This window comes from Mycobacterium sp. Root135 (assembly GCF_001426545.1).
Classification (GTDB): Bacteria; Actinomycetota; Actinomycetes; order Mycobacteriales; family Mycobacteriaceae; genus Mycobacterium.
The window spans coordinates 458,143-481,148 of record NZ_LMEZ01000007.1; the positions used below are offsets into that span (position 1 = coordinate 458,143).

Annotated in this window: 17 protein-coding genes and 1 riboswitch; of the genes, 12 read left to right on the forward strand and 5 right to left on the reverse strand. The window is 67.1% G+C overall.

The window, feature by feature from the left end:
- Positions 1-81: 81 nt before the first annotated feature.
- From ASD37_RS22405 to ASD37_RS22430, 6 genes are all read left to right on the forward strand, one after another.
- Positions 82-1,788, forward strand: coding sequence for an APC family permease (locus ASD37_RS22405; RefSeq protein WP_056556673.1), 1,707 nt, complete (start codon positions 82-84; stop codon positions 1,786-1,788).
- 60 nt (positions 1,789-1,848) lie between these two features.
- Positions 1,849-3,360 carry an APC family permease gene (locus ASD37_RS22410; protein ID WP_056556676.1) on the forward strand — a complete coding sequence of 504 codons (1,512 nt, stop codon included), beginning with the start codon at positions 1,849-1,851 and terminating at the stop codon, positions 3,358-3,360.
- Positions 3,361-3,386: 26 nt separating this feature from the next.
- Positions 3,387-4,247 (forward strand): universal stress protein, encoded by an 861-nt coding sequence (locus ASD37_RS22415; RefSeq protein WP_056556679.1) that lies wholly within the window; start codon positions 3,387-3,389, stop codon positions 4,245-4,247.
- Between the two features lie 64 nt (positions 4,248-4,311).
- A riboswitch (TPP riboswitch) is annotated at positions 4,312-4,423 on the forward strand.
- Positions 4,419-5,828 carry a cytosine permease gene (locus ASD37_RS22420; RefSeq protein WP_056556681.1) on the forward strand — a complete coding sequence of 470 codons (1,410 nt, stop codon included), beginning with the start codon at positions 4,419-4,421 and terminating at the stop codon, positions 5,826-5,828. (Overlaps the previous riboswitch by 5 nt.)
- A 204-nt stretch (positions 5,829-6,032) precedes the next feature.
- Positions 6,033-6,524: a hypothetical protein gene (locus ASD37_RS22425; protein WP_156721026.1), complete on the forward strand. Its 492-nt coding sequence runs from the start codon at positions 6,033-6,035 to the stop codon at positions 6,522-6,524.
- A 163-nt stretch (positions 6,525-6,687) separates the two neighbouring features.
- The gene (locus ASD37_RS22430; RefSeq protein ID WP_056556687.1) at positions 6,688-9,009 is read left to right on the forward strand and encodes an FdhF/YdeP family oxidoreductase; all 2,322 of its coding nucleotides are present in this window, start codon (positions 6,688-6,690) and stop codon (positions 9,007-9,009) included.
- 3 nt (positions 9,010-9,012) lie between these two features.
- Here ASD37_RS22430 and ASD37_RS22435 read toward each other — a convergent pair whose 3' ends face one another.
- On the reverse strand, positions 9,013-9,942 hold the full coding sequence (locus ASD37_RS22435; RefSeq protein WP_056556690.1) for a histone deacetylase family protein: 930 nt from the start codon (positions 9,940-9,942) through the stop codon (positions 9,013-9,015).
- Positions 9,943-10,233: 291 nt separating this feature from the next.
- Between ASD37_RS22435 and ASD37_RS22440 the strand changes: the two genes are divergently transcribed.
- Genes ASD37_RS22440 through gcl form a run of 3 tightly spaced genes read left to right on the forward strand, consistent with a single transcriptional unit; the run spans position 10,234 to position 13,819 of the window.
- Positions 10,234-11,139 (forward strand): hydroxypyruvate isomerase family protein, encoded by a 906-nt coding sequence (locus ASD37_RS22440; protein WP_235568507.1) that lies wholly within the window; start codon positions 10,234-10,236, stop codon positions 11,137-11,139.
- Complete coding sequence (locus ASD37_RS22445) at positions 11,136-12,029, forward strand: 2-hydroxy-3-oxopropionate reductase (protein WP_056556696.1); 894 nt, start codon at positions 11,136-11,138, stop codon at positions 12,027-12,029. The genes ASD37_RS22440 and ASD37_RS22445 overlap by 4 nt, the downstream gene beginning before the upstream one ends.
- 5 nt (positions 12,030-12,034) lie before the next feature.
- Positions 12,035-13,819: a glyoxylate carboligase gene (gene gcl / locus ASD37_RS22450; protein ID WP_370073086.1), complete on the forward strand. Its 1,785-nt coding sequence runs from the start codon at positions 12,035-12,037 to the stop codon at positions 13,817-13,819.
- Positions 13,820-13,846: 27 nt separating this feature from the next.
- Here gcl and ASD37_RS22455 read toward each other — a convergent pair whose 3' ends face one another.
- From ASD37_RS22455 to frc, 3 genes are all read right to left on the reverse strand, one after another.
- A complete protein-coding gene (locus ASD37_RS22455) occupies positions 13,847-14,620 on the reverse strand; it encodes an IclR family transcriptional regulator (RefSeq protein WP_056556703.1) in 774 nt (257 codons plus the stop codon).
- Between the two features lie 153 nt (positions 14,621-14,773).
- The gene (locus tag ASD37_RS22460) at positions 14,774-16,162 is read right to left on the reverse strand and encodes an OFA family MFS transporter (protein ID WP_056556706.1); all 1,389 of its coding nucleotides are present in this window, start codon (positions 16,160-16,162) and stop codon (positions 14,774-14,776) included.
- Positions 16,163-16,456: 294 nt separating this feature from the next.
- Entirely contained in the window at positions 16,457-17,740 is a 1,284-nt protein-coding gene (gene frc, locus ASD37_RS22465; protein ID WP_056557518.1) for a formyl-CoA transferase, read from the reverse strand.
- Between the two features lie 582 nt (positions 17,741-18,322).
- Here frc and ASD37_RS22470 point away from each other — a divergent pair.
- Entirely contained in the window at positions 18,323-19,726 is a 1,404-nt protein-coding gene (locus ASD37_RS22470) for an OFA family MFS transporter (protein WP_056557520.1), read from the forward strand.
- A 162-nt stretch (positions 19,727-19,888) separates the two neighbouring features.
- Positions 19,889-20,656 (forward strand): GntR family transcriptional regulator, encoded by a 768-nt coding sequence (locus ASD37_RS22475; RefSeq protein WP_304438727.1) that lies wholly within the window; start codon positions 19,889-19,891, stop codon positions 20,654-20,656.
- A gap of 7 nt (positions 20,657-20,663) precedes the next feature.
- On the opposite strand, the gene fdhD is transcribed toward ASD37_RS22475, so the two are convergent.
- A complete protein-coding gene (gene fdhD / locus ASD37_RS22480) occupies positions 20,664-21,530 on the reverse strand; it encodes a formate dehydrogenase accessory sulfurtransferase FdhD (protein WP_056556709.1) in 867 nt (288 codons plus the stop codon).
- Between the two features lie 117 nt (positions 21,531-21,647).
- Between fdhD and ASD37_RS22485 the strand changes: the two genes are divergently transcribed.
- Positions 21,648-22,997, forward strand: a complete 1,350-nt coding sequence (locus ASD37_RS22485) for an OFA family MFS transporter (protein ID WP_056556713.1) — start codon at positions 21,648-21,650, stop codon at positions 22,995-22,997.
- Positions 22,998-23,006 lie beyond the last annotated feature (9 nt).

The window sequence follows — 23,006 nt, forward strand, 5'->3', positions numbered from 1 at the left end:
CTAATTTCGTTGTCATCCAGCACTTTGACAACTAAAACCGTATTCTCCAACAGTTCGTCTTGGGTTAACGAGGGAGATGCGATGACAGCGGTCGACACGGGCAGTTCTGGCACCGCGGGGACGGTCGACAGCAAGGGCCTCAAGGGCGGATCCCTCGGACTTCTGTCCAGCATCGTGGTCGGCATGGCGTCGACCGCACCCGCCTACAGCCTCGCAGCAGTCCTCGGCTTGATCGTGGCCAGCGGTGCGGGCGTCAAGGCGGCCTCGATAGTCCTGCTGGCCTTCATCCCGATCTACCTGATCGCCGTGGCGTACCAGGAACTCAACAAGGCCGAACCCGACTGCGGCACCACCTTCACCTGGGCGTCGCGCGCGTTCGGACCGCTGATCGGCTGGATGGGCGGCTGGGGCATCATCGCCGCCGACGTCATCGTGATGGCCAACCTCGCGCAAATCGCGGGGGCGTACTCCTTCACCTTCGTCGGCGACCTCGGCTGGACGGCCGCCGCCGACCTCGCCAACAGCACCCTGTGGTCCACGGTGGCCGGGGTCATCTGGATCGCCGTGATGACCTACATCTGCTACCGCGGCATCGAGGTCTCGGCCCGCCTGCAGTACTTCCTGCTCGGCTTCGAGGTCATCATCCTCGTCGTGATCTCGATCTACGCCCTGGTCAAGGTGTACTCCAGCAATGCGCTGCCCGAGTCGATCCACCCGTCGCTGTCCTGGTTCTGGCCCGGCGGCCTGGACTTCGGCACCGTCATCGCCCCTGCCATCCTGATCGCGATCTTCATCTACTGGGGCTGGGACACCGCGGTGGCGTGCAACGAGGAGTCCGACGATCCCGGCACCACCCCCGGCAAGGCCGCCGTGCTCTCGACGTTCCTGCTGCTGGCCACCTACGCCATCGTGACCGTCGCCGCGGTGGCCTTCGCCGGCGTCGGGGAAACCGATGCCGGCCTTGGCAATCCGGACAACGCCGCCGACGTCTTCGCCGCGATCGGGCCTGCCCTGTTCGGTGACAGCGTCATCGGCCACATCGGACTGCTCGCCCTCTCGGCGACCATTCTGACCTCGGCGTCCGCGTCCACGCAGACGACGATCCTGCCGACGGCCAGGACCACGCTCTCGATGGGTGTCTACAAGGCCCTGCCGGCGTCGTTCGCGAAGATTCACCGCAAGTACCTCACCCCGACGGTCTCGACGCTGGTGATGGGCGGGGTGTCGATCTTCTTCTACGTGCTGTTCACCCTCGTCAGCAGCAGCCTGCTGCTGGCGCTGATCGGCTCGGTGGGCCTGATGATCGCCTTCTACTACGGGATGACGGGCTTCGCCTGCGTCTGGTACTACCGCAAGACGCTGACCGGATCGGCGCGCGACTTCGTCATGCGCGGGGTCGTGCCGCTGCTGGGCGCCGTCATGCTCACGGTGGTCTTTGCCTACGGCCTCATTTCCTACGCCAAGCCCGACTACCTGGTCGACGACGACGGCAACAACGTGACGATCCTCGGCTTTGGCGCGGTCGCCGTCGTCGGCATCGGGGCACTGGTGCTCGGCGTGATCATGATGTTCGTCTGGTGGGCCATGTCGCCGAGCTTCTTCAAGGGTGAAACCCTGCCGCGCCGTTCCGATCTCCTGCTCGAGCCGGCCATCGGCTCGGTCGCCCACTTCGGCCTGCCGGACTCTGGTCAGATGCCAACCGTCATCGCGCCCAATCTGTCGAACCTGCCCGCGGGCGAGCGCGCCGTCGACCCGACCACCGGTGAGGAGTTCACCAAGAGGGGCTGACCGCCCACAGGATTTGCGCAGTAACCAGCCAGGACGTTCCCAGAACCGTATATTCCTCGCATGGCTATCGCGGAACCGACGGCTGGGCCCGTCATAGGAGGCAAGGGCCTTCAGTCCGGGGCGCTCGGCCTCGTCGGCAACGTCGTGATCGGTCTCGCCGCGGTGGCGCCGGCCTACAGCCTGGCGGCGACGCTCGGGTACGTCGTGCTGGCCGTCGGGGAGAAGGCTCCCGCGATGTTCGTGCTCGCGTTCATCCCGATGCTCCTGGTCGCCTTCGGTTACAAGGAACTGTCCCAGGACACCCCCGATTGCGGCACGACGTTCACCTGGGGCACCAAGGCTTTCGGTCCCTGGATCGGTTGGATCGGCGGATGGGGCCTGGCCGTCTCGGCGATCATCGTGCTGGCCAACGTCGCCGAGGTCGCCGCGATCTACCTGTACCGGTTCCTCGGACTGGACGAACTCGCCGAAAACCTCTTGGCCAAGGTGCTTCTGGGCTCGTTCTTCATCATCTCCATGACGCTGGTCAGCGCTCGCGGCGTAGCCGTGTCAGAGAAGATGCAGAACGTCCTGATCGCCGTGCAATTCGGCGTGCTGATCTTGGTCAGCATATTCGCGCTCATCCGGGTCTTCACCGGAAATGCTGGCGCACAGGCGATCACGCCGCAATGGTCCTGGCTGTGGCCGGGTGGTCTCGACCTCTCCTCCATCGCCGCCGCGATCATCCTGTGCATCTTCATCTACTGGGGTTGGGACGCCTGCCTGGCCGTCGGCGAGGAGACCAAGGACCCCGGCAAGACACCAGGCATCGCGGCCGTCATCACCACCCTGATCCTGGTGTGCACCTACGTCCTGGTGGCCTACGCCATTCAGTCCTTCGCAGGCTTCAGCGACGTCGGCATCGGCCTGAACAACCCCAACAACACCGACGACGTCCTCACCGTTCTCGGAGAGCCGGTGGCGGGCAGCATCGTCGCCTCCCTGCTGCTACTCACGGTCGCCGTGTCGGCACTGTCCTCCACTCAGACCACCATCCTGCCGACCGCGCGCGGCACGCTGTCGATGGCGGTCTACGAGGCCATCCCCAAGCGCTTCGCGAGCGTGCACCCCAAGTACATGACGCCGGCCTTCGGAACCATCGTGATGGGTTGCGCGGCACTGTTCTTCTACCTGGTGTTGACGTTCCTCTCGGAGAACGCCCTTGCCGACTCGGTGGCATCGCTGGGGCTGGCCGTCGCGTTCTACTACGGCGTCACGGCCTACAGCTGCGTCTGGTACTTCCGCCGAACGCTCTTCACGTCGGTGCGAAACCTGTTCTTCCGCGGCATCTTTCCGCTCCTCGGCGCCATCTCGATGACGTGGGCGTTCGTGTACAGCGCGATCGAGATGATGTCACCCGACTACGGCTACACCGCGTTCGGACCGCTGGGCGGGGTCTTCGTCCTCGGCGTCGGCATGCTGGTACTCGGCATCCCGCTGATGTTGGCCTGCTTCGCGTTTGGCACCAAGCGCTTCTTCCGCGGGGAGACGCTCAACGCCTCGACCGAAGTCAAGGTCCCCGACACCTTCTGACGCACTTCGAAAGGTTGTGAACGTCAATGCACTTGACCGTGGGGTACCTGTCGACGCCGACCGGTGAGGACGGCGTCGCGCTGGCCGGCGCGCTGGCCAACACCTTCGACGCGACGGTCGACGTCGTGCTGGTCGTACGCGAGGAGTACCCCGACGGTCACCCCGGCCGGGCGGAGTACCAGCAGCTGCTGGTGCGCAAGGGCGAAGAGTGGGCCGACCAGGCCGTCGCGGCGCTCGCCAAGGTCGGCGTGACCGCCGCCTCCCACGTCCTCGTTGGCGAGTCCTACTCCGAGACGCTGATCGCGTTCGCCGAGGAGAAGCACTCCGACCTCATCGTGATCGGCGGCGCACGGGACGGCATCTTCGGCGGGCACGTCATCGGCTCGGTCGCCGGCGCGCTCCTGCACTGCTCCCCCATTCCGGTTGCGCTCGCCCCGCGCGGTTACCACGACGACCCGCCGTCCTCCATCACGTCGGTGACGGCAGCGGTCCCGACGAAGGCCGGCGACGACAATCCCCTGCCGTTCGCCATCACGCTCGCCAGCGCGGCCGGGGTGTCGATCCGCATGCTGTCGCTGGTGTCCGGCGAGAACATGGCCCACCTGGAGAGCCCGAAAGACGTTCGGCAAGCTCAAATTACGGCCGCCGAGTCGAATCTGGTCCTCGCCGCGCGGGCCTTGCCCGATGCTCCCGAGATCGAGTCCCTGGTGGCCGACGGCGCGACGCTGGAGTCGGCGCTGAAGAAGCTCAACTGGGACGACTCCGACGTGTTGGTGATCGGGTCGAGCCGGTTCGCCGCTCCCAAGCGCCTGTTCCTCGGGTCGACGGCGGCGCGCATCCTCGCCGGAGTCGACGCGCCGGTGATCGTGGTGCCCAAGGAGGAGTAGCGCCTCCCCCATGCCGACGACGGGAATCGCCAAGCACGCCCGCCGGCGATGCGCTACATTTTCGGGGCTAGAACGCGGGAGCTCGGAGATACCGGGCTGAGAGGGTGGCTGTCGAGCCACCGACCGCTTGAACCTGACCGGGTAATGCCGGCGTAGGGAGAGTGAGTTTCGATGTCCATCGTCGTACGCCGTTTGCGTCCATCCGGCCCGCGTGGTTCGGCAGGCGAGGTCCCGCCCACCCTGATCGAGCCCGCCCCCCGCGTACTGGGGGTGTTCGACCAGTTGGGTCTGTGGGGCAACCTTGGGGTGAGCCTGCTCGGATTCACCGGCGCGGCAGTCGTTCTGCAGCCTGGCGGACCCGGCACACCGCAGCTGTCGCTGATGGCGGCGCTGCTGGCCACCGTCGTCGGCACGGTGCTCGGTGCGGCCGCGATCGCGGCGTCGGCGATACCCGGTGCGCAGACCGGTGCGCCGGCGATGGTGCTGCTGCGCGGCCTGCTCGGCACGCGGGTGTCCTACCTGCCGACGGTGCTCAACATCGTGCAGATGGTCGGGTGGGGCACCTTCGAATTGGTCACCATCGCGACGGCGGCCGCCACCGTGCTCCCTGCGGTGCCGCAGTGGATATTCGTCGTCGTGGGTGGCGTCATCACGACCGGGCTGTCGCTGTATCCGCTCGGCGCGGTCCGCGTTCTCCGCAAGTACGTCACCGTCGCCGTGGTGGTCGCGTTGGCGTACTTGTTCTTTCAACTGCTGGCCAAGCCGCTGCCGCCGCTGACCGAGGGGACGTGGTCGGGGTTCAGCATCGGCATCGACACCACCGTGGCGGTGGCGGTGTCCTGGGTGCCGATGGCCGCGGACTACGCCCGGCACTCCCGCAGCTCGGCGGCGGCGTTCACCGGCGCCTTCTTCGGCTACGGCCTGACACAGATCGCCTGCTACGCGCTTGGCCTGTTGGCGCTCGTCACCGTGGCCGCCGACGGGGACCAGATCTTCGCCGCGTTCATCGCCGTCCCCCTCGGAGGGCTGGCCTTCGCCGTGCTCGCCATCCGGGAGATGGACCAGTCGTTCGCCAACGTCTACTCGGCCACCGTGTCGACGCAAAACGTGCGGCCCCGCTGGGACCGTCGCTACATCGCGGTCACGGTCGGCGTCCTCATCACCGTGCTCGCACTCGGAGTCAACATCTACGGCTACGCCAGCTTCCTGTCACTGATCGGTTCGGTGTTCGTGCCCCTGTTCGCGGTGCTCACCATCGACTACTACTGCTTCTCCGGTCGGCGTGGATGGGACCTGACGTCGGATTCGGCCTCGCGCTGGATGATGCTGGCGCCGTGGATACTGGGCTTCGTCACCTACCAACTGATCTACCCCGGCCAGGTCGACTGGTGGGCGCATGCCTGGGGCAGGCTGGCGGAGGCCATCGGCTTCGTCGCGCAGCCGTGGATGAGCGCCTCAATCTTCTCGTTCGTCGTCGCGGCCGCGCTGACCCTGGTGGTCGGCGGCGTGTCCCGGTTGGCTGGCCGACGTTCGCCGGCCCGGTCGACCGACGACGACGAATGTGACGTAACACCCATGTGAGAGATGTCGCGCTCTTGCCCCTAGCGTCGACCGGGCATGTTGCGGGAACATGGGTTTATGTATACGAGCGCCGCGGACCACGGCACCCAGCCGTCGCCGGTGACCATGACCCCCATCCGGGCGTGGGCGAAGTGTGCGTTCGGTCGTGGCCCGCTGCTTCGCGGAGCGGATCGCATACAAGCGTGGGGCCTCATCTTGGCAGTCGTGGCTATGGTCGCCGCCATCGCCCCGGCGATGTCCCTCGGTCAACTGGGGTACGCCGAGCGGGCCAAGACCATCGCCGCCGAGGCGGCCACCCGACACCAGGTCCAGGCCATCGCTCTGAGCGACAGCACCGCCGACCCGACCCAGGTCGAATCGGCCACGTCCGCGTCGTTCGTGGCGCACGTGCGCTGGACCGCCCAGAACGTCGCACACGAGGACTACTCGAAGGTCGAGCAACCCGTCAGGGCCGGACAACCGGTCCGCATCTGGCTCGACGACGCAGGCAAGGTGACCACTCCTCCGCAGACCGACGCCGACGCGCGGGTCGACTCGATGGGTACCGCCGCGATCCTCTGGCTGGGATTCGCCGCAATGATCGGCATCGCCGTGGCGATGCTCCGCACGGCCGTCGGTCGTGCCAAGGACCGCAGGTGGGACCGCGGTCTGCAGGCCCTCGTCGACGGTGGCGGATCAGCGACCCAGCGCCCCTGACGTCCACCCCCTGGCGCGACGCGTCCCGGAACCCCGCACGTCCTTCCTCAAGCCTCTCCCGTCTTGCGGTGAAGCCAGATTGCATACTGTATTTTGGTGACGGTCGCCTGGAGACGTACCCGGCGGACGCTCACCAGCAGCCCCAAGGAAGGACCCCGACGAGATGACCGCAGGCGAGGACGACCTCACCGTCAAGGCACCTCAGAAGTGGGCCACCGGAGTGCCCGCCGTGATGCACGCGCTGGAGTTCTCGCTCGGGCACACGTCGCTGCGGCGCACCGCACTCAACCTGCTGACCATCAACCAGGCCAACGGCGTCGACTGCCCTGGCTGCGCATGGCCGGAACCGAGCAAGCGACACTTCAGCGAGTACTGCGAAAACGGCGCCAAGCACGTCAACGACGAGGCGACCACGCGGCGGATCACCCGAGACTTCTTCCGTGAGCACCCCGTCTCGGTCCTCGCGACCAAGTCCGACATGTGGCTCAACGATCAGGGCCGCCTGACCGAGCCGATGGTGAAGCGCCCCGGCTCGGATCACTACGAGCCGATCGGCTGGGACGACGCATTCGACCTCCTGGCCGACGAGCTGCGTGGTCTCGACTCCCCCGACGAGTCGCTGTTCTACACCTCTGGCCGGCTGAGCAACGAGGCCGCGTTCCTGCTGCAGCTGTTCGCCCGCAGCCTCGGCACCAACAACCTCCCCGACTGCAGCAACATGTGCCACGAATCCAGCGGTTCGGGACTCGGCGAAACCCTCGGCATCGGCAAGGGCAGCGTCAGCCTCGACGACATCGAAGAATCCGATCTGATCTTCGCCGTCGGCATCAACCCCGGCACCAACATGCCGCGAATGCTCTCCTCCCTCGAGGAGACCAAGCGCAACGGCGGCCACGTCATCGCCGTCAACCCGCTCCCCGAGGCCGGGCTGATCCGCTTCAAGAACCCGCAGAAGGCCAGGGGCATCGTCGGCCGCGGGACCACGATCGCCGACCAGTTCCTGCACATCAAGCCCGGCGGCGACCTCGCCCTCTTCCAGGCGATCAACGCACTGCTTCTCGCCGCGGAGGACGCCAATCCGGGCACCGTGCTCGACCACGACTTCATCGCCAGTGACACCACCGGCTTCGCCGAGTTCGCCGAGCACACCCGTCGGATCGACTGGGAGGACATCCTTTCCGCGACCGGGCTGTCGCGCGAGGAGATCGACCAGGTCGTCGACCGCGTGCTCGCGAGCAAGAAGATCATCGTGTGCTGGGCGATGGGCGTCACGCAGCAGAAGCACGGCGTCGCCACGGTCCGCGAGATCGTCAACTTCCTCATGTTGCGCGGCAACCTGGGCCGCCCGGGAGCAGGCGTCTGCCCGGTCCGCGGGCACAGCAACGTCCAGGGCGACCGGACCATGGGCATCTGGGAGCGGATGCCGCAGCCGTTCCTCGACGCCCTCGGCCGCGAGTTCGACTTCACCCCGCCACGCCAACACGGGCTGGACGCGGTGGACGCGATCCGCGCCATGCGCGACGGCAAGGCGAAGTTCTTCATGGGCTTCGCGGGGAACTTCGCGCGGGCGACGCCGGACAGCGACCAGACCGAGGCTGCGATGCGCAAGTGCCGCCTGACCGCGCACGTGTCGACGAAGCTCAACCTGTCCCACGCCGTGTGCGGAGACACCGCGCTCATCCTCCCGACGCTCGGCCGCAGTGACCGCGACGAACAGCTCACCGGCGAGCAGTTCGTCACGGTGGAGGACTCGATGAGCATCGTCCACCAGTCGCACGGTCGTCTGCACCCCGCGTCGGAGCACTTGCTGAGCGAGGTGGCCATCGTCTCGCGGCTGGCCCGCCGCACCCTCGGCGCGGAGTCGACGATTCCGTGGGAGAGCTTCGAAGCCGATTACGACCTTATCCGCGAACGGATTTCGCGCGTCGTGCCGGATTTCCAGGACTTCAACGCACGGGTCCGCGAGCCGGGCGGCTTCCGGTTGCCCAACCCGGTCAACGAACACCGCTACCCCACCCCGTCGGGCAAGGCCGTCTTCACCAGCAACACGTTCGATCGGCTCCAGGTACCCGATGGGCATCTGGTCCTGCAGACCATGCGGTCCCACGACCAGTGGAACACCGTGCCGTACGCCCTCAACGACCGCTACCGCGGCATCCACAACGGGCGACGCGTCGTGCTGGTCAACCCGGCCGACATCGAGGCGCTCGGCCTGGCCGACCGTCAGATGGTGGACCTGGCCAGTACGTGGGAGGACGGAATCGTCAGGCGCGCGAAGGACTTTCGCATCGTGTCGTACCCGTCGGCACGCGGGTCGGCGGCGTCCTACTATCCCGAGACCAACGTACTCGTCCCACTGGACAGCGTCGCCGACACCAGCAACACGCCCACCTCGAAGGGCGTCTTCGTCCGGCTGATTCCTGCGGAGCAGGTCGACGCGACCGCGCCGGCGGAATCGGCCGAGCTGCCCGCGATGGGGCGCTGACGCTCAGCCGCGCATCAACTCGGCGACGTGCGCGCCGACGGACTCCCTGAGCCCCTGGAGGTCGTAGCCGCCTTCCAACACCGACACCAGGCGACCGTCGCAGTGCCGCTCGGCGGCCACCATCAGCTCGCGGGTCACCCAGGCAAAGTCGTCGGCGGTCATGCACAGCGAGCCGAGCGGATCACGTTCGTGGGCGTCGAAACCCGCTGAGACGATGACGAGTTCGGGTGAGAACGCGTCGAGGGCGGGCAGGATCCGGTCGGTGAACGCCGCGCGCAGTTCGGCACCACCGTCGCCGGCGGACAGCGGGGTGTTGAAGACGTTCCCGACGCCCGTCTCGCGGACTTCGCCGGTGCCGGGGAACCACGGCATCTGGTGCGTGGAGGCGTACAGCACGTCGGAATCGGAGTAGAAGATCTCCTGCGTGCCGTTGCCGTGGTGGACGTCGAAGTCCACGATCGCGACCCTGGTCAACCCGTGCTTGAGCTGGGCGTGGCGGGCGCCGATGCCGATGTTGTTGAACAGACAAAAGCCCATGGCTCGGTCGGTTTCGGCATGGTGCCCCGGCGGGCGGCAAGCGACGAAGGCGTTCTGCACACCCCCCGACATGACCTGGTCGACGGCTTGGATCGTGCCGCCGACGCCCCGCAGGACGACCTCCCACGTCGACGGTTCCATCATGGTGTCGCCGCCGTCGAGATAGACGAAACCGTCCGCCGGACGCGCGCCTTCCAAGGCGTCGACGTAGGCGTCGGTGTGCACGTAGCGCGTCGCGTCGAGGGCGCCGAGCTGAGCCTCCTCGCGGATCAGGTCGTCGAACCGCGACTGCCCGAGGGCCGACTGCACCGCGCGGTAGCGATCGGGCCGCTCGGGGTGACCCGCCGACGTCTGGTGGTTGGCGAAGGCATCGTGGTGGACCAGCAGAGTGGGCACGCCCTGGGCTCCCGTCGGGGTCGGACTGCATGAACCGGATATTGTATGCAAGACTAGCCCGTGGGGGCACGTGGGTCTACGGCGCGCCCGTCGGGCGTCGTGCTGGTCGGTGGCCGACGCGACCGACCCGCCCGCTCCCCTTGCCGCCTTCTGCGCCAGAAATCCCTGCAACGCAACGTGATTCACGGCGTTTATCGACCAATTGACACTCGGTATCGCGGCCCCAGAATTCTTGACAAGCGAATCCGGCGGGCGTTCACTCAAGTTCTCTAGTGAGAGTTCCATTCCGCATTGCGGAATGAATCCACGCCGCTCCGCATCAACGAAGGGCATGCCGTCGTGAAGGCCACCTACACCGTCAACTGCTCGATTTTGCTGACCGACCTCCCGCTGCTGGATCGGCCTGCCGCCGCCAGAGACGCCGGCTTCTCAGCCGTCGAGTTCTGGTGGCCGTTCGCCACCCCGACGCCGACCGACGCCGAGGTCACGGCATTCATCCGGGCCATTCAGGACGCTGGCGTGCAACTGACCGGCCTCAACTTCGCCGCGGGGGACATGCCGGCCGGCGATCGCGGGATCGTGTCGAATCCCGCACTGCAGAAAGCCTTTCAGGACAACGTCGCCGTCGCGGTCGACATCGCCGACACCCTCGGAACCCGCGCCTTCAACGCCCTGTACGGCAACCGCGACGACGCGTTCACCCCAGCCACTCAGGACGACGTCGCCGCCGACAACCTGGCCTTCGCCGCGGCGGCGGCCGACCGCATCGGTGCCATCGTGCTGGTGGAGCCGGTCAGCGGCGCCCCGCGCTACCCGATCAAGACGGCCGCGGACGCCATCGGCGTCATCGACCGGGTGCACGCCGAGAGCGGCACCACCAACCTGCGCTTGCTCGCCGATCTCTACCACCTCGACGTCAACGGCGACGACACCTCGGCCGTCATCCGCGACCACGGCAGCCGCATCGGGCACGTACAGATCGCCGACGCCCCCGGGCGCGGAGAACCGGGCACCGGCGGCGTGGCCCTCGCCCGCCAGTTGCACGAGCTCGCCGACGGCGGATACGCCGGCTACCTCGGACTGGAATACAAGGCCACCCGTCCCGACACCTTCGACTGGCTTCCCCGCGACGAGCGCGGCGCCAACGCAGTGAACATCGAAACCCTTTCGCAGCAACAGGAAACGAGGATCTCGTGAGCACCATCGGATTCATCGGACTGGGCATCATGGGCGGCCCGATGGCCCGCCACCTGGTGACAGCCGGCTACACCGTCATCGGATACGACCGCTCCGAGGAACGCATGCAGGCCTTGGTCGCCGCGGGCGGGTCGGCCGCCGACTCCATCGAGCAGACCGTCAAGAACGCAGACGTGGTGGCGATCATGGTCCCCGACTCCCCCGACGTCCAAGCCGTGTTGCTCCCTGAGGACGGCGTGTTCGCCAACGCCCAACCAGGCACCCTGGTGATCGACTTCTCCTCGATCCGGCCCGACGTCACCGCCGAGCTGGCCAAGACCGCAGCCGAACGCGGCCTGCGCATCGTCGACGCACCGGTCTCCGGCGGTGAGCCCGGCGCCGTCAACGCCACCCTGTCCATCATGGTCGGCGGCACCGACGCCGACTTCGCCTCGGCCAAGCCAATCTTCGACGTCGTCGGCAAGACCATCGCCCACGTCGGACCCAGCGGCGCCGGACAGACTGTCAAGGCCGCGAACCAGCTGATCGTGGCGGGCAACATCGAACTGTTGGCCGAGGCCATCACCTTCCTGCGCGCCTACGGAGTGGACATCGACGCCGCGGTCGAGGTGCTCGGCGGCGGCCTGGCGGGATCGGCGGTGCTCAACCAGAAGGCACCGAAGATGTTGTCCGGTAACTTCGATCCCGGCTTCCGAATCGCGCTGCACCACAAGGACATGGGCATCGTCACCTCGGCGGCACGCGAGGCCGGGGTCGTCATCCCGCTCGGCGCCGTCGTCGCACAGTTGATGGCGTCGGCGATCGCCAACGGTGACGGCGGCCTTGACCACTCCGCATTGTTGTTGGGCGTGGAGCGGCTGTCCGGCACGAAGGCCGAGGCGTCGAAGTGACCCGCATGCGGACGGTCGACGCGGCCGTGAGAATCCTCGAGATCGAAGGCGCGACACAGGCCTTCGGGCTGCCGGGAGCGGCGATCAACCCGTTCTACTCGGCCATGCGCGCCCACGGTGGGATCAAGCACATCCTCGCCAGGCACGTGGAGGGCGCCAGCCACATGGCCGAGGGCTACACCCGGGCAGCGGCCGGCAACATCGGCATCTGCATCGGTACGTCCGGGCCTGCCGGTACCGACATGATCACCGGGTTGTACTCCGCCTCAGCCGATTCCATCCCCATCCTGGCGATCACCGGCCAGGCGCCCGTCGCCAGGCTGCACAAGGAGGACTTCCAGGCCGTGGACATCAGCGCCATCGCCGCGCCGGTGACCAAGATGGCGATGACCGTCCTGGAACCCGGCCAGGTGCCCGGCGCCTTCGCCAAGGCGTTTCACCTGATGCGTTCCGGTCGCCCCGGTCCGGTCCTCATCGACCTGCCCATCGACGTCCAGCTCGCCGAGATCGACTTCGACCCCGAGGCCTATCAGCCGCTGCCCCTGTACAAGCCGGCGGCGACCCGCGGCCAGGCGGAGAAGGTGCTCGACATGCTGGTGACCGCCGAGCGGCCACTCATCGTCGCCGGCGGCGGCATCATCAACGCCGACGCCAGCGATCTGCTCGTCGAGTTGGCCGAGACCCTGGACATCCCCGTGATTCCGACCCTGATGGGCTGGGGCACGATCCCCGACGACCACCGGCTTGCAGCCGGGATGGCGGGGTTGCAGACCGCCCACCGCTACGGCAACGCCACCATGCTCGCCTCGGACTTCGTGCTGGGCATCGGCAACCGCTGGGCCAATCGACACACCGGCGGGCTCGAGACGTACCGCAAGGGAAAGCGATTCGTCCACGTCGACATCGAGGCCACCCAGATAGGCCGGGTCTTCTCCCCCGACCTCGGCATCGTGTCCGACGCCAAGCCCGCACTCGAGCAGCTGGTGGCAGCCGCCAAGGCGAGGACGAGCGCGGGCACCCTGCCGACGTGGACCGGCTGGGTCCAGGATTGCCAGGAGCGCAAGCGGACGATGCACCGCAAGACGCACTTCGACGACGTCCCGATCAAGCCGCAGCGGGTCTACGAGGAGATGAACCGCGTCTTCGGCCGCGACGCCCGCTACGTCACGGCGATCGGTCTGTCGCAGATCGCAGGCGGTCAGTTCCTTCAGGTGTTCAAACCACGGAACTGGATCAACTGTGGTCAGGCCGGCCCGCTGGGATGGACCATTCCCGCCGCACTCGGCGTGGTCGCCTCGGACCCGTCCGCCACCGTGGTCGGACTCTCCGGCGACTACGACTTCCAGTTCCTCATCGAGGAATTGGCCGTCGGCGCCCAGTTCAACCTGCCGTATGTTCACGTCCTGGTGAACAACTCCTACCTCGGGTTGATCCGGCAGGCGCAGCGCGGGTTCGACATGGACTACTGCGTGTCGTTGGCGTTCGACAACATCAACTCCCAGGAGACCGACAGCGACGTGCCCAAGGGCTACGGGGTCGACCACCTGCGGGTCGCGGAAGGGCTGGGCTGCAAGGCCATTCAGGTCGTCGAACCGGGCGACATCGGCCCGGCACTCGAGCGGGCGCAGCGCCTGGCCCACGAGCACAAGGTGCCCGTGATCGTCGAGATCTTCCTTGAGAAGGTCACCAACATCGCGATGGGAACCGAACTCGACAACGTCGTCGAATTCAACGATCTCGCCGAAACCCTCTCCGACGCACCGACGGCCGCCGCACTCATGCTCGACTGAGCCGACAGCGGATCGACGGGGAGGCGGCTAACCAGCCGCCTCCCCTTCGTATTCCGCTCCCAAGTCGCGGGCCACCCGCTTGAGCAGTGGCGTCACCGTCGTCCCCGACGTCAGCGTCAGGCGCGACCCCGGTCCCGACACCGAGATCGCCGTCAACGTCGGCGCGTCGGGTACCGGGACCGCGAAGCAGCGGACGCCGATCTCCTGCTCGCCCTCGTCGACGGCGTAACCACGGACGCGGCTCAGTTCGAGGTCGCGCATGAGCGACGGTGCGGTGGTGTGGGTGTTCGCGCTCGCCGCGGGCATCCCGGTGCGCTGGAGCAGCGCGAGGATCGCGTCGTCGGGTAGTTGCATCAGCAGCGCCTTGCCGACCCCGGTGGAGTGCAGGTGCACGCGCCGCCCGACCTCGGTGAACATCCGCATGGAGTGCGGTGAGGGCACCTGGGCGACGTACACCGCCATGTCGCCGTCGACTACCGCCATGTTCGCGCTCTCACCCGTGCGTTCCACCAGCCCGGCCAAATGGGGGCGCGACCACGTTCCGATCAAGCGGGCCGCGCTCTCCCCGAGTCGAATAAGCTTGGGGCCCAACGCATAGTGCCGATTGGGCAGCTGCCGCACATAGCCCAGGTTGAGGAGGGTCCGCACCAGCCGGTGAATCGTCGGTTGGGGCAGACCGGCCCGGGCCGCCAAGTCTCCGAACGCGATGGACGGGCCCGCGGCCGCGAGGATTTCCAGAAGCTCGAAGGCGCGCTCGACCGATTGAACACCACCCCGCGCCTGCGAAGTCTCCTCGGCCATTGACAGGCCCTCCCTCCCCGGCTCGGCTCGTCGGCCATTCCGCTCGGCGGCACGCTGGTTTCACGTCGCGACGTTCATTCAACCCCCACGGCCGACGACGCGACCGAGGGGATCACCCACGCGGTGATCCCCTCGGCCATTCGGCGTCGCCGGTCAGTCAGCCGCCGAGGCAGGCACCTTCGCCGACGCCGTCGTCGCGTTCGGCGCGACGGTGGGTTGCCCGGTTCGGCCCGGCTGCCGCAGGAAGAGCGCGAGGCCGGCGGAGACCAGCGCGCTCGCGGCGGCCAGCCAGTAGGCGCCGCTGTAACCCCAGGCGTCGATCACGCTGGCGCCGACACCGATGCCCACCACGGACCCCAGCAGCTTGGAGCTGTAGATGAGTCCGTAGTTGCTCGCGTTGTTGTTCTCCCCGAAGTAGTCCGGAGTCAGCGAGGCGAACATCGGGTAGAAGGCACCACCACCGAATCCCACCAGGAACGCGAAGCACAGGAACGCAATCTCGTTCTGTGCCTCGCCCGCGTAGAGCAGGCCGACCAGCGCCACCGCCGAGACCAACAGCACGATGAGCAGGGTCTGCTTGCGGCCCAGTCGGTCGGAGATGAAGCCGGTCAAAGTGCGACCGGTGCCGTTGACGACGGACAGGACACCGGCCGAGGCCGCGGCGATCAGCGGGCCGAAGCCCAGTTCCTTGGCGAAGGGAACCATGTAGCTGATGCCGAAGAGCGAGACACCCGCACTGATTCCGAGGGAGAGCCACATCAGCGGCAGCATGCCGGTCTTGATGGCCTCCATCGGCGAGTACTGCCGCACCGCAGGAGGATTGCGCTTGAGGCTGGCCGCGCCCTTCTTGCTGTCGGCCCATTCCACGGGGTCGACGTCGGCGGGCCACCAGTTCTTCGGCGGATCCCTGAAGAACATCCCGCAGGCCGCTACGACGATCAGCATGTAGACGCCGACGAGGTCGAGGACCCAGACGTAGGTGCTCGGGTGCAGGGCGTAGCTGAAGATGAAGATGAACGGAACGGCGCCGTAGGCGAACCCGCCGTTGACGAAACCGGTCTTGCCGCCGCGCCGTTCGGGATACCACTTGCCGACGATGTTGATGCACGTCGCGTAGACGAGACCAGCGCCGACGCCGCCACAGAGCGCGAAGCCGAGGAAGGCGAACACGATGCTGTCCTGGGTGAGGCTCGTGAAGCCGACCGCCGAGAGCACCGCGCCCACGAGCATGGCGGCGCGCGCCGAGACGACGCCCTTCTCACGCAGCTTTCCGGCGGGATAGGCGATCAACGCCTGGAAGAACGCCCAGATGGAGAGCAGCCAGAACGTCTCACCCATGGTCCAGCCGTGGGCTTCACGGACGGCGGCCTGAGCGGCGCCGTACCCGTACTCGTAGACGCTGACGGCCATCATGGCAGCCCAGGGCAGCCAGACCATCCAGGCCCTGGACCGTCCCAGTAGCTGGTGGTCGGTCTCCCCGATCCGATAGACGCGGTTGTTGGCGTCGGTGACCTCGCGATAACTTGCGAGCGTTGAGGACATCGTTCATTCTCTTTCTCACGGTGGGTACAGGCTCGCCCCTCGGTGCCGTCTCGCGTTGGGTTTTCGCGACGGACATTTCGGGCGGGCCCTTCGTGCACCACGCGGGGGTGGGTCCCCGCGCAGGCGATCAGGCGCGCACGCCAAAGACACGGCGCGGCGTCGCAAACCGTTCGACCTCGCGGTCGTAGGCACCAAGCGACTCGTGGCGACCGTTGAAGAAGCACGACACCTGCCGTGCCGGCTAGCCGGTTCAACTCATGGGCACCCTCACCCTTCGCTCTCGAGTCGGCATCCTCAGATGGCTCCGACGCTCCTGAACAGCTCGAGCTGATCCGGTGAATAGCCGAGCTCCGCACAGATCGAGTCCGTGTGCTCGCCGAGCATCGGGGACCTGACGATGTCGACCGGGGAGTCCGACAGCCGCAGTGGAGAGCCGACGGTCTTGAACGATCCCCGCTCCGGGTGCTCGACGGTGACGATCGAGCCGAGCTCGGCCAAGGTTTCGTCCTCGATGAGCTCCTTGGTCCCCAGCACGGGACCGCACGGGATGCCGAGGGCGTTGAGTGCCGTCAGCGCTTGCCATTTGGTGTGTTCCGCTGACCAGTCCTCGATGAGGGCGAAGACCTTGTCCAACTTGTCGAGACGGTCCTCGGGCTTGGCCCAGTCGGGATGGTCGGCCAGCTCCGGCCGTCCGATGAGAACCGCCAACGGTGCCCACACCTGAGGCTGGATGATGACGTAGATGTAGTCGTTGGGGCCGCCGCCGCTGGTGCGGACCGCCCATCCGGGCTGTCCGCCACCGGAGGCGTTGCCCGATCGCGGGACCTCGTCGGAGAAGTGCTCGTTCGGGTACTCCGGAAGGGGACCGTGTGCGAGCCGCTGCTGATCCCGCAGCTTCACCCGGCATAGGTTCAGCACGGCGTCCTGCATCGCCACCTCGACCCGCTGGCCTCGGCCGGTGTTGGTGCGCTGATAGAGCGCGGCGAGGATCCCGGTGACCAAGTGAATGCCGGTGCCCGAGTCGCCGATCTGTGCGCCGGTCGCGGTGGGCGGCCCGTGCTCGAAACCCGTGGTGGCCATCGACCCGCCCATGGCTTGGGCGATGACCTCGTAGGCCTTGAAGTTGAAGTACTTGCCCGGGCCGAATCCCTTGATGGAGGCGTAGATCAACGCGGGATTGATCTCTTGGAGTCGCTCCCAGGGGAACCCGAAGCGGTCGACGACCCCCGGACCATAGTTCTCGACGAGGATGTCCACGCGTGAGACGAGGTCGACGAAGATCTGCTTGCCCTCGTCGCTCTTCATGTTCACGGTGATGCTGCGCTTGTTGCAGTTGAGCATCGTGAAGTAGAGGCTGTCGGCGCCGGGGAGGTCGCGCAACTGGCTGCGGGTGACGTCGCCGCCCTTGGGCGCCTCCAGCTTGATGACGTCGGCCCCCAGCCAGGCGAGCAGCTGGGTGGCCGACGGCCCGGACTGGACGTGGGTCATGTCCAGGACGCGCACTCCCGACAACGCCTTGCCCTCAGGCGATTTCGGTGTCAGAGCCGGATCGTCCACGACAGTGGTGGTCTCATTCATGGTCGTCATCCCTTTCCGCGCGTCGGCGTGTGAGCCCTCCGGAACCCGGCGCGTCCATTGAACGAGAGGGACGGTGGAGGCGACTACTCGGATTGCATACCGTATGCGTTAGACCAAGAGTCTGTCCCAAGTAACAACATCTGTCTATGTTTCGGCGAGTTTTGCCCCTGGACGGCCACTGCGATGCGGCACTGCCAAGACCTCCGCCACCGCCTCGGCGCCGGCCCATGCCCAGGCCCGTCGCCCGCCTACGCTCCGGTCCGACGGCGAATCTTCGTCATTGTCAACGGCTTTCGGGAACCGCATTACAGGTGCTCAGCACGGCTAACTGACGTCGACCGGCGGGGCGTCTCAGGATCTCCAGCAGATTCCCAGGAGAATTCATGGTTGCGCTCAGAATTGTATGTAGTATACCGTCCGGTGTGACCGTAGTCACTATCCCATTCCCGAGTGATTGGTGTTACACATGTACCTGTATGCAATATTCAGCAAGCATCGAGCGTGGTCAGTGGTGATCCCGCCGAGTCGGCGATCGGCCGAACCCACCACTGCCTCGACATGGAGCCAGGGGGTTCGAGCAGCATGACCACAGCTCAGCCGGCGTACCGCGAGGTCGTCGATGAAAACGGCCGGGTGTACCGGATCGGCGAAACCGACCGCGACATCCTGGGACGGTCCAGGGTGTGGATGGTGTGGCTGCCGTGGCTTTCCATGATGGCGATCAGCTCCTCGGAGTACGCGTTCACCTCGGCTGAAGACACGCTGGCCGACGCACACGGCTGGCACGGCTCGCACATCTTCTGGCTGCTGGGCGTCTGGGTGTTCTTCCAGGCAGCGGTCGCCTTCCCGGCGGGCCGACTGCGGGAGAGCGGCAAGCTCTCGGCGCGCGCCGCGATGATGTTGGGCGGCGCCGGTTCCCTGATGGGCTACGTGGCGCTCGCCTTCGCGCCCAACGTGTTCTGGGCCTACGTGGGATTCGGCTTCTTCGGCGGTGCCGCCGCCGGCTTCGTCTACGCCACCTGCGTGAACATGGTCGGCAAGTGGTACCCCGAGCGCAAGGGCGGCAAGACCGGGTTCGTCAACGGCGGGTTCGCCTACGGGTCGGTGCCCTTCATCTTCATCTTCACCTCCTACATGGACGTCAGCAATTACACCGGGATCCTGTTCGCCACCGGTGTCTTGCTCGCAAGCCTGGTCGCCGTCAGCGGCTTCTTCTTCAAGGACCCGCCGAAGAACTGGTGGCCTGCGCACGTCGACCCGCTCGGCGCCAGCACCGATCCGCGGATCGCCAGGGCACTGCGGAAGAATCCGCCGGCGAAGAAGCAGTACACGCCGATGGAGGCAGTCAAGACCGGCATCCTGCCGCTGATGTGGTTCGTCCTGCTGTGCACCGCAGGCATCAACATCTTCGGCATCGCCATGCAGGTGCCGTTCGGCAAGGAGATGGGCTTCGCCGGTGGCATCGTGGCGCTGGCGATGAGCCTCAAGGCCATCATCAACGGCACCGGCCGCGGCGTCATCGGCTGGATCTCCGACCGGTACGGCCGTCGGGAGACGCTCGTCATCGTCTGCCTCGTGCTCGGAGCGGCCCAGTTCGCAGTGTTCTTCTCGGGGTCCATCGGCAGCATGCCGCTGTTCCTGCTGGCCTCGATGGTCTCGGGCTTCGGCGGCGGCGCCATCTTCCCGCTGTTCGCGGCGATGACCGCCGACTACTTCGGAGAGAACAACAACGCGACCAACTACGGCCTGGTCTACAGCTCCAAGGTCATCTCGGGCCTGGTGGGCGCCGGTCTCGGGTCCGTCGTGGTCAGCAACTGGGGCTACGGCACGGCGTTCGTCATCGCCGGCTCCGTCGGCATCGCCTGTGCCTTCATCACGCTGTTCCTCCGTCAGCCCAAACTGCCGGTGTCGGAACGAACCACCACGCCGACCGACCAACCGGGAAGCAAGGACCGGGAAGCGACGGCGTCACTCGCGCTGGACTAGCACCCGGGTGGGTACCGGGTAGGAAACAGCGCCCCGGGCGCGGCAGAGGCTCCAAGGACTCCGCCGCGCCCGGTTTGGCGTCTCAGGACCGGGGGATTCGGTGCCTGAAAGATATGTGGCGACGGTCTCGCCACCGGTTCTTTGCATACGAAAACCTGTAGGATGAGCACCGCCACCACGGTCAAGGAGTCACCCGCCATGTCACACCCGTTCCCAGCCAGCAAACGCAAGACCTCCTCGCGGTCCGCCATGCTGGCCGACGACTCCTCGCCACGGGTGTTGCGCCCCGCTCCCCTGCGCCAGGCCGTGTACGACGCCATCATCGAATTGATCGTGCAGGGCACCCTGGAGCGTGGCCGTCACCTCGTCGAGGCAGAACTCGCCGAATACCTCGGGGTGAGCCGCCAGCCGGTCCGGGAGGCCCTCCAGCGGCTGCAGGCCGACGGCTGGATCGAGCTCCGTCCCGCCCAGGGTGCGTTCGTCCACATTCCCTCCGAGGAGGAGGTAGACCAGCTTCTCGCGGTACGCACGGTGCTGGAGACCCACTCGGCGGGCCTGGCCGCCTCACGTGCCACACCCGAGGACGTCAACCGGCTGTGGGAACTGCAGCAGGACGGCCTGAATGCGTTGGCCGCCAACGACTCCGAGGGACTCGTCGCGGCAAACGCGGCGCTGCACGCCGCGATCACCACACTCGCGGGCAACAAGGTGTTGGCCGAGCACATCGGTCTCGTCGAACGCAAGTGGCGTTGGTACTACCTGCCCATCGCGCAACCCCGCGGCCAGGACGCGTGGAGTGAGCACGCGGAGTTGATCACCGCGATCGCCGCGGGCGACGTCACCAGGGCGACCGACATCATGCACCGGCACACCGAGCGGACCCGCGAGGTCTACCACACCGAGCGGATGGCCAAGGCCGACCAGGATTGAGCAGGGCTCAGCCCGCAGACCGCACCGCAGGCCGATCCGAGCCGGGCACGACGGCGCCGAAGCGCTGCTCCCCCGAGTAGACATTCATCGTCGTGCCGCGGAGGAAGCCGACCAGCGTCAGCCCCATCTCCCTGGCCAGGTCGACCGCAAGGGACGACGGCGCCGACACCGCCGCCAGCGCCGGTACGCCGGCCATCACCGCCTTCTGCACCAACTCGAAGGACGCCCGACCGCTCACCATCAGCGTCATGCCCGTCAGCGGAAGGCGACCCTGGCCCACCGCCCAGCCGATCACCTTGTCGACCGCGTTGTGGCGACCGACGTCCTCGCGCACGCAGGACAGCGTGCCGTCGGCGTCGAACAGGCCCGCGGCGTGCAGGCCCCCCGTCCGGTCGAACACGCGCTGGGCGGCGCGCAGCGTGTCCGGCAAGGTCGAGATCGTCGTCGCGCTCAGCCGCACGGGGTCCGCGTCGACCGACCACCGGCTGACCGTCCGCACCGCGTCCAGACTGGCCTTTCCGCACACCCCGCACGACGACGTCGTGTAGAAGTTGCGTTCGAGCGACGCGTCGGGAGCGGGGACGGCGTCGTCGAGGAGTACGTCGACCACGTTGTAGGTGTTGGCTCCCCCGACGGTTGCGCCGGCGCAGTACCGAATCGCGGTGACGTCTTCGGCGGACGTCACGACACCCTCACTGACCAGGAAACCGCGGGCCAGATCGAAGTCGTCGCCGGGTGTTCGCATGGTGACCGTCAGGGGTCGGCCTCCGACGCGAATCTCCAGCGGTTCCTCGGCGGCCAGGCTGTCTGGTCGATGGGCACCGACGCCGTCGTCGAGACGGAGCACCCGGTATCTGCTGGTGACGCGGCCCATGTGACGTCCTCTCTTCCAGTTTCACGACGTGGCGTCACGTCGGGTCGGCGCATCCCTGGACACGTGACGCACATCACGTTAATCTAACGGCATACTGTATGCAATTAGGAGTCAGCCATGCCGGTAGCCGATGCCCCACCCACCGTGGCTGAAGTACGCGACCACCGCGGCCGCTCCTACCGCGTCGGCGAACGCCCCGAAGACCTGATCGGCTGCTCCCGCACCTGGATGCTCGTATTCGCGTGGATTGCCATGGCGTGCATCGGCGTTCTGCAATACGGCTTCGGCGTCGCGCTGACCGCACTGCACGTCACCGGAGGGGGCAGCCTCACCGGCGCGCTCTGCATCCTCGCGCTCTGGGTCGTCTTCCAGGCCGGCGCCGCCGCTCCCACCGCTGTCCTGAGTCACCGCTTCGCCCTCTCCCCAGGGCGCGCCGTCCCGGTCGGGGCAGTGCTGTGCGCCGCGGGCCCACTCACCGTCGCCCTGACCGACGACTTCGCACTCGCAATCGTCGGCTACTCGGTGCTGTCGGGCATCGGCGCGGGCATCGTCTACGCCACGTGCACGGCCACCGTCGCCAAGTGGTATCCGGAGAAGCGCGCCGCCAGGGTCGGCCTCGTCACCGGCGCAATCGGTTGCGGCGCCGTGCCCTTCATCGCCGTGTTCGCCGCCATTCTCACCCCCGACAACCGCACCCCGGTCTTCCTCGCGGTGGGTGTCGTCATGCTCGTCGTGGTTGCCCAGGCCGGCGCCCTCTTGCAAGACCCACCGGCGGGATGGTGGCCGCTGGACATCGACCCAAGGCAGTGGGCGGTCGACAAGACGCTCAACCGCAGCCTGGGCAACAACGTCACCGCGATCCGCCAGTACTCCCCCTCCGAGGCCATCCGTACCCCCGCCTTCCTGGTGATGTACCTGATCATGGTGATCGCCGCGGCGGCCTCCCTCCTGACCGCCGTCTACGTGCCCATTCTTGCCATTTACCAAGGGTTTTCACTCTCCGTCGCCGCGCTCGCCGTCGGCCTGCTAGCGATCGTCAACGGCACTGGCCGCAGCATCGCAGGCCGGCTGTCGGACCGACTCGGGCGGCGGCAGACACTCAGCGTGGCGCTTCTCATCCAGGGCAGTGCGCAGCTGGGCCTCGTCTACTCGGCATCGACGGCCGTACCGGTCGCCTTCATCGGGTTCGCGGCATTGAGCGGTCTTGCCGGCGGCGCCTTCTACCCGCTGGTCGCCAGCCTCGTCGCGGACTACTTCGGTGAGCCAAGTGCGGTCCGCAACTTCGGTGCCGTCTACAGCGCCAAGCTGTTTGGCGGCGTCATCGGAATTGGGCTGCCCGCACTGCTCATCGCGACGCAGCACCTGCCGATCGCCTTCCTCGTCGCGGGCGTGGTCAGCCTCGGCGCGGCCGTCATGACGCGCCTTCTGCACCGCCCCGGCCTACCCGTCCTCGGCCTGCCCCGCTGACATGCCGAA